Source organism: Salinicoccus halitifaciens (assembly GCF_021026095.1).
GTDB lineage: Bacteria > Bacillota > Bacilli > Staphylococcales > Salinicoccaceae > Lacicoccus > Lacicoccus halitifaciens.
Map to the genome: position 1 here is coordinate 380,267 of NZ_JAJNCU010000002.1, position 12,442 is coordinate 392,708.

The 12,442-nt window shown below is 49.9% G+C and carries 9 protein-coding genes; 5 read left to right on the forward strand and 4 right to left on the reverse strand.

All coding sequences use genetic code 11. From position 1 onward, the window contains the following. Positions 1 to 17: 17 nt before the first annotated feature. Entirely contained in the window at positions 18 to 899 is an 882-nt protein-coding gene (locus tag LPW40_RS06500; protein ID WP_230821414.1) for a LysR family transcriptional regulator, read from the reverse strand. Positions 900 to 1,015: 116 nt separating this feature from the next. Here LPW40_RS06500 and gltB point away from each other — a divergent pair, with 116 nt between their 5' ends. Both gltB and LPW40_RS06510 read left to right on the forward strand, forming a co-directional pair. Beyond that, entirely contained in the window at positions 1,016 to 5,479 is a 4,464-nt protein-coding gene (gene gltB / locus LPW40_RS06505; protein ID WP_230821415.1) for a glutamate synthase large subunit, read from the forward strand. A 15-nt stretch (positions 5,480 to 5,494) separates the two neighbouring features. Beyond that, entirely contained in the window at positions 5,495 to 6,961 is a 1,467-nt protein-coding gene (locus tag LPW40_RS06510; RefSeq protein ID WP_230821416.1) for a glutamate synthase subunit beta, read from the forward strand. Positions 6,962 to 7,010: 49 nt separating this feature from the next. On the opposite strand, the gene LPW40_RS06515 is transcribed toward LPW40_RS06510, so the two are convergent. Continuing rightward, positions 7,011 to 8,126, reverse strand: coding sequence for an FUSC family protein (locus LPW40_RS06515; protein WP_230821417.1), 1,116 nt, complete (start codon positions 8,124 to 8,126; stop codon positions 7,011 to 7,013). 11 nt (positions 8,127 to 8,137) lie between these two features. Beyond that, complete coding sequence (locus LPW40_RS06520) at positions 8,138 to 9,430, reverse strand: glutamate-1-semialdehyde 2,1-aminomutase (RefSeq protein WP_230821418.1); 1,293 nt, start codon at positions 9,428 to 9,430, stop codon at positions 8,138 to 8,140. 144 nt (positions 9,431 to 9,574) lie between these two features. On the opposite strand from LPW40_RS06520, the gene LPW40_RS06525 reads away from it, so the two are divergent. From LPW40_RS06525 to perR, 3 genes are all read left to right on the forward strand, one after another. After that, a complete protein-coding gene (locus LPW40_RS06525) occupies positions 9,575 to 10,021 on the forward strand; it encodes a peroxiredoxin (protein ID WP_230821419.1) in 447 nt (148 codons plus the stop codon). A 4-nt stretch (positions 10,022 to 10,025) separates the two neighbouring features. Beyond that, positions 10,026 to 10,970: a D-2-hydroxyacid dehydrogenase gene (locus tag LPW40_RS06530; protein ID WP_230821420.1), complete on the forward strand. Its 945-nt coding sequence runs from the start codon at positions 10,026 to 10,028 to the stop codon at positions 10,968 to 10,970. Between the two features lie 91 nt (positions 10,971 to 11,061). Further along, the gene (gene perR / locus LPW40_RS06535; RefSeq protein WP_281254122.1) at positions 11,062 to 11,496 is read left to right on the forward strand and encodes a peroxide-responsive transcriptional repressor PerR; all 435 of its coding nucleotides are present in this window, start codon (positions 11,062 to 11,064) and stop codon (positions 11,494 to 11,496) included. A 36-nt stretch (positions 11,497 to 11,532) separates the two neighbouring features. Here perR and LPW40_RS06540 read toward each other — a convergent pair whose 3' ends face one another. After that, entirely contained in the window at positions 11,533 to 11,925 is a 393-nt protein-coding gene (locus LPW40_RS06540; RefSeq protein ID WP_230821421.1) for a YgzB family protein, read from the reverse strand. Positions 11,926 to 12,442 lie beyond the last annotated feature (517 nt).

The window sequence follows — 12,442 nt, forward strand, 5'->3', positions numbered from 1 at the left end:
AGATTCCAGCTCTTTTTTTAATGCATCATCCTGTCCGTGAATGAGGAGAATTCATCTTTCAGACGGCTGTACCATGCCTCCGCAAAAGGTTTTGCGCTTTCTGCAGGGATGCTTGCATACAGGGGCTGCCTGATGTTCAGATGCTCCAGATTATGGACGGTGAACTTCGGATAGTTATATTTCAACATCCTGCATTCCTCATGGGTGAGTACGGCGATGTAGGGGTGATGGATGAGGAGGTGTTGTACGATGGCCGGGTCGTTCACATTCAGGATGGAAGCATTTTTGAAATGTTTCTTCATATCCAGAAGGGGATCCATCACAAGCAGGGGGAAATCCTCAAGTTCGTTCATGGACGCTTTTACGGGCAGATTCACTTTGCCGCTTTCCTTGAATATATAATAGTAGTTTTGGTCAAAAAGCAGTGCACTCCTGATGCTTTCACCATGGAATCTCTCCGTTGAAATCGCGATGTCCAGGGAGCCGTCATTCAGCTTCTCTTCTATCACATCTTCATCGAGCGTTTCAATATTGAAATCAATATCGGAGTGTTCCCCGAGTATGCTCTGGAACGTGTGCAGAATTTTAGAAGTCATATCGGATTTGGTGACATGGATATTCAGCGACTGCCTGCTTTTCATTTTATTCTCAGAAATCTTCTCCCTCGTTCTGTCCACCGCTTCAAGAATCTTTAAGGCATCTTCATAAAATTCCCTCCCGTCTTCAGTCAGGGTGATATTCCTGCCTTCCCGCCTGAACAGCTTGATGCCGAGGTCACTTTCAAGCAGGCCGATCTGCCTGGACAGTGCGGATTGCGCGACATTCAGCACTGCTGCAGCTTCCGTCATATGCTGCAGCCGGGCGGTCTCGGTAAAATAAACCAATTGTCTGATCTCCATAAAATCCAACCCATCTCATTTTGATATCAATATTATATCATTGATATATTGATTGTATAGAAATATCCGTGGATAATAATGACTTATAGAAATATTCTGAATCAGAGGTGACACGGATGAGCTTATTCCAAAAAGTGAAGCAGCACGGCCTGTACGACGCGAGAAATGAACATGATGCCTGCGGCATCGGATTTTATGCAAATATGGACAATAAAAGGTCTCACGACATAGTACTGAAATCATTGGAGATGCTGGTCAGGCTCGACCACAGGGGCGGCATCGGTTCCGACGGCATGACGGGGGACGGTGCGGGCATCATGACGGAAATCCCGCATGACCTTTTGAAGTCGGAATATCCGGAGCTTCCGGATTTCGGACGTTACTCGGTCGGGATGTATATGGTTGATCACAGTGCATCCCTTGATGAATTCAAGGAGACGGTGCGCGGGACGGTCGCCGGGGAGGGCCACGAGCTGATCGCGTTCCGGGATGTGCCTGTGGACGCATCCGCAGTTGCGGATGTGGTCAGCGAAGCGATGCCACAGTTCATCCAGGTGATCACAGACTGCCATGAAGCGCTCGATTTATACTTCTTAAGGAAGATGATCGAGCAGGACCTCGACAGCCGCCTGGTGGAACATTATGTCTCTTCCTTCTCGAATGAGACCATCGTCTACAAGGGCTGGCTCAGGGCTGCGCAGATCAAGACTTTTTATGTCGACCTCAGCAATCCAGAATACGTTTCAAAATTCGGTTCGGTCCACTCGAGGTTCAGCACGAACACTTTCCCGAGCTGGGCGCGTGCCCATCCGAACAGGCTGCTGATGCATAACGGTGAGATCAACACGATCAAAGGTAATGCCAACTGGATGCGCGCACGCACCAGGCAGTGGCTCGCAGATGTCTACGGTGAAAAGGGTGAAAGGATATCTGAAATCATCGATGAGAGCGGCAGTGATTCCGCGATCGTCGACAACGTGCTGGAATTCCTGAGCCTTGTCATGCCGCCGGAGGAAGCGGCGATGATCATGATACCGGAGCCGTGGAAATATCAGGATTTCGATGATCCTGCAGTGAAGGATTTTTATGAATTCCACAGCTACATCATGGAGCCGTGGGATGGCCCGACGATGATCAGCTTCTGCGACAATCATAAAATCGGGGCGCTTACAGACCGCAACGGCCTGAGACCCGGCAGGTATTACGTCACCGATGAAAATGAAATCATCTACTCTTCAGAAGTCGGCGTCATCGATGTTGATGAAGACCATATCATATATAAAGGACAGCTCAGCCCGGGTAAACTGCTGCTTGTGGATTTCGATTCATCAAGGATCATAGAAAATGATGAACTGAAAGCGGCGATCGCAGCCAAAAGGCCGTACGGCAAATGGCTCGCCGGGAGGAAGGCGGAAGAGCCGCAAACATCCGATGCCGAAAGCACGCCGGTAGATAAGGCACAGCTTGAGCGCATCCTGATACGTTTCGGCTACACGAAGGAAGATATTGAGAAATACATGCTGCCTTTGCAGCGTGAGGGAAAAGATCCGGTCGGGGCGATGGGATTCGATATGCCGCTTGCATTTTTATCGGCCAGGCCGAAATTGCTGTTCGACTATTTCAAGCAGCATTTTGCCCAGGTGACGAATCCGCCGCTTGATTCCTACAGGGAAAAAGTGGTGACGAGTGAAATCACCTATCTTGGCGGAGAAGGGCACCTCATACGGCCCGGGGAGGATGTACTGAAACGGGTGCAGCTGGAATCACCGGTGATTCATGAGCGTGTGTATGACCGGTCGGACGTCAAAGCACTCGGTGTGAAGAAGATCGACATCACATATAACGGTTCGCTTGAAAAGGCGCTGGAGAATCTGATGAAGGAGGCGGTGATGGTCGCGGCGCACCATGGGGTCATCGTACTGACCGATGAATTGGTGCTCGAGGATGAGGCGCTTTACGTCATGCCCTCACTGCTCGTCACCAGTGCCGTGCACCAGGCTCTGATAAAGGCGGATAAGAGGACGGGGACGAGCATCGTCATCAAGTCTGGGGAAGTCCGTGAAGTCCATCATGTGGCAGCCCTGATCGGCTTCGGTGCCAATGCGGTCGAGCCGTACATCGCCCAAGAGACAATCAGGGCTGCAGGCGGTGCAGAAGCGGCGGACGATTACAATAAAGGACTCACCGCAGGACTCATCAAAGTCATGGCCAAGATGGGCATCTCCACCGTGCAGAGCTACCATGGTGCACAGATATTTGAAGCGGTGGGCATCTCCCGTGATGTGATGGAGAAATACTTCGGCGGCGCCGCTTCCAAAATAGGAGGTGCCTCCATAGAGGATATCGACAGGAACACGAAGGAGATGCAAGACGTGAGCCTGGAATACCTCGAGTCCGGCAGCAGGTTCCAGTGGAGGCAGCAGGGCGAACACCACGTCATCAACCCGACTTCGATCAGGCTGCTGCGTGAAGCGTGCATGACCGGGGACCGGGAAAAATATGAGGAGTATAAAAACTACATGAATGAAGGCCATCATTCGAGCATCCGGCATTTATTGAAATTCAAAAACAAAAGGGCAATCGCGATCGAGAAGGTCGAGCCTGCTGAAAATATAGTCAGGCGCTTCAAGACCGGGGCGATGAGTTACGGCTCATTGTCGGAAGAGGCACACCGGACGCTCGCCGAAGCGATGAACAGGATCGGCGGCAGATCCAACAGCGGCGAGGGCGGGGAGAACCCGAACCGCTTCGGGGTGGATAAGGACGGGAAAAATTACAACAGTGCGATCAAACAGGTCGCATCCGGACGTTTTGGGGTAAACAGTGAATATTTGAACAGTGCGGAAGAAATTCAGATTAAAGTGGCCCAGGGCGCAAAGCCGGGCGAAGGTGGACAGCTGCCGGGTGAGAAAGTGTACCCTTGGATTGCAGAGACGAGGAATTCAACTCCGGGGGTGGGGCTGATTTCACCGCCGCCGCATCACGATATTTACAGTATTGAGGATTTGGCGCAGCTGATACATGACTTGAAGAATGCGAACAGGAAAGCCGATATTTCGGTGAAACTCGTGGCAAAAGACGGGGTCGGCACGATTGCTGCAGGCGTGGCCAAGGCATATGCCGATAAAATCGTCATCAGCGGATTCGACGGCGGCACAGGTGCTTCGCCGCTTACAAGCATCCAGCATACCGGCCTCCCGTGGGAACTCGGCCTTGCCGAGGCGCATCAGACTTTGATGCTGAACGGGCTGCGCTCCAGGGTGACGCTTGAAACCGACGGCAAGCTGATGACCGGACGGGATGTGGCAATAGCTGCGGCACTCGGGGCGGAAGAGTATGCATTTGCGACGGCCCCGCTCGTGGTGATGGGCTGCATTATGATGAGGGTGTGCCATAAAGATACATGCCCTGTGGGAATCGCCACCCAGAACGGTGAGCTGCGCAAATTATTTGAAGGCAAGGCTGACCACGTCGTCAATTTCATGAATTTCATCGCTGAAGATATCAGGGGGATATTAAGTGAACTCGGCCTCCAGACAATGGATGAACTGGTCGGGGCCGTGGAACTCTTGGAGGTGGATCACGCAAAAGCCGCCCGCCACCGCATGAGCGACCTCGATCTTGAGCCGCTGCTCACCCATATCGAAGGCGACAGGATTAAAAAGATCAGCCAGAAACATCCATTCGAACATTCGCTTGATGAAGGAATGATCCTGCCGGAGTTCGGGGACAGCCTGGATGAAGGCGCGTCATTTGAAGCGGCATATCAGGTGACGAACAGACACAGGGACATCGGGACAAGGCTCGGCAGTGAAATCACTGCAAGGTTCGGTCTCGGCGGACTTGAGCACGACCATTATACGGTGAATACGACCGGCCACGGCGGCCAGAGCTACGGGGCATTCATCCCGGAAGCCCTGACGCTGCACCATACCGGTGACTTGAACGATTATGTCGGGAAAGGCCTGTCCGGCGGGCGGATCACCGTGACTGCACCGAACACGGGCCGCAGCCATGAAATCATCGTCGGCAACGTCTGCCTGTACGGGGCCACAGGTGGCCAGATGTTCATAAACGGCAGGGCGGGTGAACGTTTTGCTGTAAGGAACAGCGGTGCGGAAGTCGTCGTCGAGGGCATCGGTGACCACGGGCTTGAATATATGACCGGCGGACGTGTGGTGATCCTCGGTGATACAGGCAAGAACTTTGCTGCCGGCATGAGCGGCGGTATCGCCTATATCATCAACAACCGTCCAATAGGTGAAAACATGGTCGGGATGAACACCGAAACAATCGAAGTGAGTCATGTGGATGACGCCGATGAGATTTCCGAGGTGAAGAATCTTTTATTTGCACATCTTTACTTCACGGACAGCCATAAGGCGAAAAGGGCGTTGGATGACCTGGAGGCGGGAACCGTCCGCATCATCAAAGTCATCCCGTCTGAATACAAGGCGATGCAGCAGAAGATTCGTCACGGCATCAACATGAAAGATTCAAAAGAGGACGCTGAACTGAATGCATTTTACGGCAGGACAATCATCGCCGCAGATGATGCGGAGAAGATGAACATTTATTAAGGAAGGGGACGGCATATGGGTGAATTCAAGGGATTTTTGAAATATGGCCGTAAAAACCAAAGCGAGGACGATCTGAAGGAAAGGATCAATCACCATGATGCCTACCAGCACCGGTTCTGCAATGATGATGCATCGGAACAGGGTGCAAGGTGCATGGACTGCGGGACCCCTTTCTGCCAGACAGGATCGAGTGTCGGGAAGGAGACGGTCGGCTGCCCGATCGGGAATTATATACCGGAGTGGAATGACCTTGTCTATAAGGGGGATTTCAAGGAAGCGTTCAGGAGGTTGTCCGAAACGAACAACTTTCCTGAATTCACCGGAACGGTATGTCCCGCGCCGTGCGAATCCTCATGTGTGCTGTCGATCAACGGAGACCCCGTCGCAATCAAGGGCATCGAAAGGACGATCATCGATGAGGCATATGAAGAGAACTGGGTGAAGCCGAGAATCCCGAAGCACAGGCTGGATACTAAAATTGCAGTGATCGGCAGCGGCCCGGCGGGGCTGACGGCAGCGGATGAGCTGAACTCCTGGGGGCATCACGTCGATGTGTTCGAGCGTGATCAGAAGCCCGGCGGCCTGCTCATGTACGGCATACCGAACATGAAGCTGGATAAGGGGATGGTGGACCGGAGGATACGCCTCATGGAGGAAGCCGGGATCAATTTCAAGTGCGGAATCGATGTCGGGAAGGACATCGGTTTTGATGAACTGGATGCCGGGTATGACGCGATCATCATCGCCACAGGTGCAAGGAAGCAGCGTGATCTGAGGCTGGAAGGCCGGCAGTCGAAGGACATCCGTCCTGCAATGGATTATTTGACCGAGCAGACGAAATATCAGCTCGGTGAGCTGGAAGAGACGACGATTTCAGCCGAGGGCAAGCATGTGGTCGTCATCGGCGGCGGTGATACTGGAGCCGACTGTGTCGCCATGGCACTCAGGGAAGGCTGCAAATCGGTGTTCCAGCTGAATAAATACGACCGCCTGCCTGATGAGGTGGAAGGGAATCCGTTCTGGCCGCTTGAGAAAAAGACGTTCAAACTGGATTATGCCCATGCCGAGTATCAGGCGAAATACGGTGTCGAACCGAGGGCATACGGCGTCCAGACGATGGGTTACGATGTCGATATGCTCGGCGGGCTGAAGGGTCTGAAGACACAGGTGCTGCCCCAGAAGTCGCTGGAAGGCATGACGATGGAAGATCAGGAAAGGTATTTCAAAGCCGACCTGATTTTATTGTCCATCGGATTTGAAGGTGTCGAGAGCGCCCTGCCCAAAGCATTCGGTATCCATATGGAGAACAACCGGATCGCGGCCGATGAGGAAACCTACAGGACGAACCGTGAAAATGTGTTTGCTGCAGGTGATGCAAGACGCGGAGCCAGCCTGGTCGTCTGGGCCATCAAAGAGGGCCGGGGCGTCGCAAAAGCGGCCCACAGGCATGCAGTTAAAAATGTGTTCCATAGTAACTCCTAATATAGATGAAGCACCCCCGGGGATCCCCGGGGGTGCTTCGTGTCTTATATCATATATCCAGCGTCTCATCCTGGATGTCGATCTTGTTTTTCTCGGAATGGAACCTGAAGAAGCTGTCCGTCAGACGGTTGATGCGCTCAAGCGAGTTTGCATATTCGTACAGCGAGGAAAGGATTTCCATAATGCTTGTATACTGCATCTTTTCTTCCTCGGTTTCAGCTTCATTATAATGTCTGATGAAATCATCCATCAGAGTCGTCTCATACAGGTCTTCATGTATGCCGCCTTCGTTCGGGACATTTGCCTTGATCTTCTCGGTGAACTTCATGAAGATCTGTTCATGGAAAGTCATCAGATATTCAAGCTCGAACCGTATCCTGTTCTGAAAATCCTCATCCAGATGGTTGTAGTCATTCTCAAAACGGTTGAATTTGCGGAGGAGTTCAAACGCGCGCCGTGTTGAGGAGATCAGATGTTTGAACAAAATCTTCCTTCTGGCGTCGGCGAAGCGGTCTTTCCTGAAAAACGACCGTTCCTCCCTGTACCACAAATACATCGTTTCAAGCTTGACGACCCGCTCCCTGAGCGATTCGATGTCTTTTTTGACGATCTGGAATTCGCTGATGCTGCTGAGCTCAAGGCGGATATATTTGAAGATATCCGTCGTGATGTTGAAGCAGTTGTGGTACATCTTCGTTTCATATCTCGGCGGGATGAATACGAGGTTGATCAGCAGTGAAGAGAGCACCCCGATCATCACAAGCGCAAACCTTATACCTGCAGCCTCAAGGAAAGCGAGCGTCGATGCATCTTCTTCAAGGATCTGCGGTGCATCCATGACAGCGATCACCGTGACGACTGCAAGTGTGGATACACTCTGCAGATTGAAGAACAGCAGTGTGGCCAGCACCAGCACCACGGTCAGGCCGATGACGATGATGTTGTTGCCGAATAATAAAACCATTATAATCGCTGCGATCGCACCGATCCCATTACCCTGAAACTGCTCCCAAGTCTTCATCGCAGAACGGTGGACGTTCGGCTGGAGTGCAAATACTGCTGCGATGCCTGCAATCAGGCTCGGGCCAAGGCCTAAGAGATGGGTGATGAATAGTGTAAGTACAACTGTTAATCCTGTTTTAAGTACCCGAGCGCCAAAACGCATGGCACCATCTCCTAAAAGTCATTTTTGAAAACATCCTCCACAACAGCCAGGGTATCCTCTATATCCTCATCCGTGTGGGCGGTGGTCAGGAACCACGCCTCATATTTGGATGGTGCGATATTCACACCGCGGCTGATCAGCCCTCTGAAGAATTTCGCGAACATTTCCCCGTCCGTATCTTCTGCAGCCTGATAGTTGGTCACTTTCTCAGTGGTGAAGAAAATCGTGAGTGCCCCGACCAGGCGGCTCGTATTCGCCTCGATGCCGTACTTTTCAATGAGTGCATTGATGCCTTCTTCGAGCTTTCTGCCCAACCGGTCAAGTTCTGTATACACATTCGGTTTCTCAAGCACTTCAAGGCATGCAAGACCTGCAGCCATGGAGAGCGGGTTTCCCGCCATCGTCCCCGCCTGGTATGCAGGTCCGAGCGGCGCGACACTTTCCATGATATCCTGTCTGCCGCCGTACGCACCGATCGGCGTGCCGCCGCCGATGATTTTGCCCATTGCTGTCAGGTCGGGGTAGACGCCGAGTAAATCCTGGGCGCCGCCGTACATGAATCTGAATGCGGTAATCACTTCGTCATATATGACGAGCGAGCCGTTGGCATGCGCGATTTCATTGATTTCTTCGAGGAATCCTTCAAAAGGCTCCACAATGCCGAAGTTTCCGACGATTGGTTCGACCATCATTGCAGCCACTTCATCTCCGAAGTGTGCGATGGCTTCTTTCAAAGATTCGATATCGTTGAAGGGCACGGTGATCATATCCTGTGCGACACCTTCAGGCACGCCGGCGGAATCCGGTGAACCGAGCTGTGCGGGACCGCTGCCCGCCGCAACGAGTACAAGATCGGAGTGGCCGTGGTAGCAGCCTTCAAATTTGATGATCTTGTTCCTGTTCGTATAAGCCCTTGCCACCCGGATCGTCGTCATCACGGCTTCTGTGCCGGAGTTCACGAAACGGATCTTTTCCAGTGCCGGCATGGCCTGGCGGATTTTATTCGCAAAATTTATCTCGAGTTTTGTCGGCGTGCCGTATAAAATGCCCCGGGAACTCTGTTCGACGATCGCTTCATGTATGCGGGGATGGGCATGACCGGTGATGATCGGACCGTATGCACTCAGGAAGTCGATGTACCGATTGCCGTCCACATCATAGAAGTAGGCACCGTCCGCACGGTCCATCACGACCGGTGCGCCGCCGCCGACAGCTTTATATGAACGTGAGGGGGAATTGACACCTCCAAGTATGACATCTTCAGCTTCTTTCTGTAATGCTTCTGAGTTCTTGTGTGTAAACATATTTTCATCCTCTTAATATCGATTTGTTCATTAGATATAATAACATAAACAGTGTATGCTTTTAAGGGAATCGGAAGTTCTTGAGTGATAAAGAGATGTTTTGTATCATTAATGTAAGTTAAATATATGGAGGCGTGTTTCATTATGGAGAAATTCCCTGAATTCAAGCTTGAAAACCAGAATGGTGAAATTGTTTCAAATGAGGATCTTAAAAATACGACTGTGATCTACTTCTATCCGAAAGATAATACTCCGGGATGCACGACACAGGCGAACGACCTGAAAGATATCATGGATGAACTGAAAAATATGGATGTCACGGTATACGGCGTGAGCGGAGATTCAAAAAAGAAGCACCAGAACTTCATCGAAAAGAATGATCTGAACTTCGACCTGCTCGTGGATGAGAATTTCGAGCTGGCCAAAGAACTCGATGTGTACCGTCTGAAGAAAGCGTTCGGCAAGGAATCGATGGGCATCGTCCGCACCACGTTCGTCGTGGACGAAAACAGCAACATATTAAAACGGATGGATAATGTAAAGGCGAAGACGCATGCCGAAGACTTGAAGGCATTTTTAGAAGAGGTATAAGTGCATGAAAAATATAGTTTCTACCATTAAACTGCCCGAAAAGATGATTTCAAGGATAAAAGAGCTCCTGCCGGGGGCGGAATACGAATATGTTTCACCAAAAAAGATATCGGCAGAGGAGCGCGGCCGGGCGGAAATATTCATCACTTACGGCACCGATATGGAAGAAGGTCATGTAGAGGAGTTCAAAAATCTGAAGTGGATCATGGTGATGAGTGCCGGACTTGAAATGATGCCGCTGGATAAACTGGATGATGTCCTGATTACCAACGCGACCGGCATCCATAAAATACAGATGACGGAATATACGATCGGCCTGATCCTTTCATACTATAAAGATTTCTATCAGCTGTATGAAGATCAGAAGGCAGGGTACTGGCGAAACAATGCATTCACGACGGAACTGTACGACAAGACCTTACACATCCTCGGTACCGGCAGCATCGGGAGCCATCTCGCAGAAGTGCTGTCCGCTTTCGGCGTCAACACCGTCGGTTACAATACGAACGGCCGGGCGGTGGAGGGGTTCGACCGCTCGCACCCGCTGGATGAATTGATGGACCATATCGGGGAAGCGGACATACTCATCAACATCCTGCCGAGCACGGATGCCACAACAGGCCTTCTAACCGAAGAGCACTTCAATGCAATGAAGGATGACAGTGTGTTCGTCAACATCGGCCGCGGTGATGTCGTTCCGGATGAAGTGCTGATTAAAGTGCTGGAAGAGAAGATCATCGGGCATCTCATCATCGATGTGTTCAATGAAGAACCGCTCGAAAGCGACAGCCCGTTCTATAAGTATGACAACATCACGATCACACCGCATGCTTCATCGAAGACAAGCGGATATATAGAAAGGGCCTTCGACATATTCGAGCACAATATCAAACACCTGGATGACATCAGCGGAATGAAAAATGTCATCGATATTGAAAAGGGCTATTAGGGTGATAAGAAGTCTTTATTGACAAGTAAATTTGAAATTCAGTACAATAATGATACTACCAGTAGTCAAATCTAGGAAAGTGGGTATCGTTATGAAGATGATGGACGCGGATAAAATCTATAATGAGTCTATTGAAACGCTTAAAGAGACAGGTGTAAGGATTACACCTCAACGTAAAGCGGTATTGAATTACATGATACAGTCTGACGAACACCCGACTGCTGATGATATTTTTAAAGCCTTATCAAGTGAATATCCAAATATGAGTGTGGCTACTGTATATAATAATTTGAAATTATTCAAAGAGACGGGCCTGGTGAAGGAGCTGACCTACGGGGATGCTTCCAGCCGCTTTGATTTTGTGACAGATACACATTATCATATCATCTGTAGTGAGTGCGGGAAGATCACGGATTTCCATTATCCCGGACTGAATGAAGTCGAACAGCTGGCAGGGGCCGTCACAGAATATGACGTGAGCCACCACCGGTTGGAGATTTACGGATTATGTCCAGACTGTAGATAGCTTCCGATATGGAAAGCATAAAAAAAGAAGACCAGTTTATGACTGGTCTTCTTTTTGTTTCTTCTCTTCCACGAATTTGTCTCTTCTGTGCTTGACGTTGTAATCAAGATTGAACGCTTCGCCTTCCAGTTCCTTATCTATCGTGAGGGGCTCCTTACAGAAGTAGCAGTAATCCACCCTGCCAAGAAATTTCGTCGGCCGGTTGCAGTTGGGACACTCGACGGTGATGATCCTTGTGCTGAGCATGCCCACCCAGAAATAGATGACCACTGAAAGTGCGAGCGGTATGAATCCAATCAGTATGAACAGACCCAAGAGCCACGGCGTCTCCCTGAAGAACACACCGAGGTACATTATGATAAGTCCGGCAAACACCATTATAAGGGCGTAGCCTCTGATTCTTTTGATCTTATTGGTTTTTCTATCCATCATTTCACCTCAAAAATTGTTATATACATAATAACACAAATATGATAATCTAATAATTACATTCTTAACAAGTTAATGTCCGGTTAAGAATTTTACATGAAATCAACATTTCATATTGACGGATTTTGAAAAGCTTGGTACTATATAAAAGTCGCTGATTTGAGCGGCAGGCAGAGAGCGAAAAAGAAGTTGATAATTAACTATTGACGGACGCTTGAAAGCTTGGTATGATATAAAAGTCGCTGTTTTAAGCAGCTGACATCGAGAGCACTGATTAGAACTAAACACGCCGAAGAGAAAAATAATTGAAAGTGTAAATTTGACGCTTGATATTACAAATCGAATCGAGTATAGTTGTAAGAGTGACCGAAAAACAAAACACTAAAGAACATTGAAAACTGAATGACAATATGTCAACGTTAATTCCGATAAAAGAAGTCTTCCATTATGGAAGCAGTTGAGGCGCACAACTCAAAAACGCAATTGATACTGTCAGTATCATACGAGCTCAAGATGA

Bases quoted from the DNA above. Each gene is read 5' to 3' on its own strand.
- LPW40_RS06525 (WP_230821419.1), top strand. From the start codon at position 9,575: ATGGAGAAATTCCCTGAATTCAAGCTTGAAAACCAGAATGGTGAAATT.
- LPW40_RS06530 (WP_230821420.1), top strand. From the start codon at position 10,026: ATGAAAAATATAGTTTCTACCATTAAACTGCCCGAAAAGATGATTTCA.
- LPW40_RS06510 (WP_230821416.1), top strand. From the start codon at position 5,495: ATGGGTGAATTCAAGGGATTTTTGAAATATGGCCGTAAAAACCAAAGC.
- LPW40_RS06540 (WP_230821421.1), bottom strand. From the start codon at position 11,925: ATGGATAGAAAAACCAATAAGATCAAAAGAATCAGAGGCTACGCCCTT.
- perR (WP_281254122.1), top strand. From the start codon at position 11,062: ATGAAGATGATGGACGCGGATAAAATCTATAATGAGTCTATTGAAACG.
- LPW40_RS06520 (WP_230821418.1), bottom strand. From the start codon at position 9,430: ATGTTTACACACAAGAACTCAGAAGCATTACAGAAAGAAGCTGAAGAT.
- gltB (WP_230821415.1), top strand. From the start codon at position 1,016: ATGAGCTTATTCCAAAAAGTGAAGCAGCACGGCCTGTACGACGCGAGA.
- LPW40_RS06515 (WP_230821417.1), bottom strand. From the start codon at position 8,126: ATGCGTTTTGGCGCTCGGGTACTTAAAACAGGATTAACAGTTGTACTT.
- LPW40_RS06500 (WP_230821414.1), bottom strand. From the start codon at position 899: ATGGAGATCAGACAATTGGTTTATTTTACCGAGACCGCCCGGCTGCAG.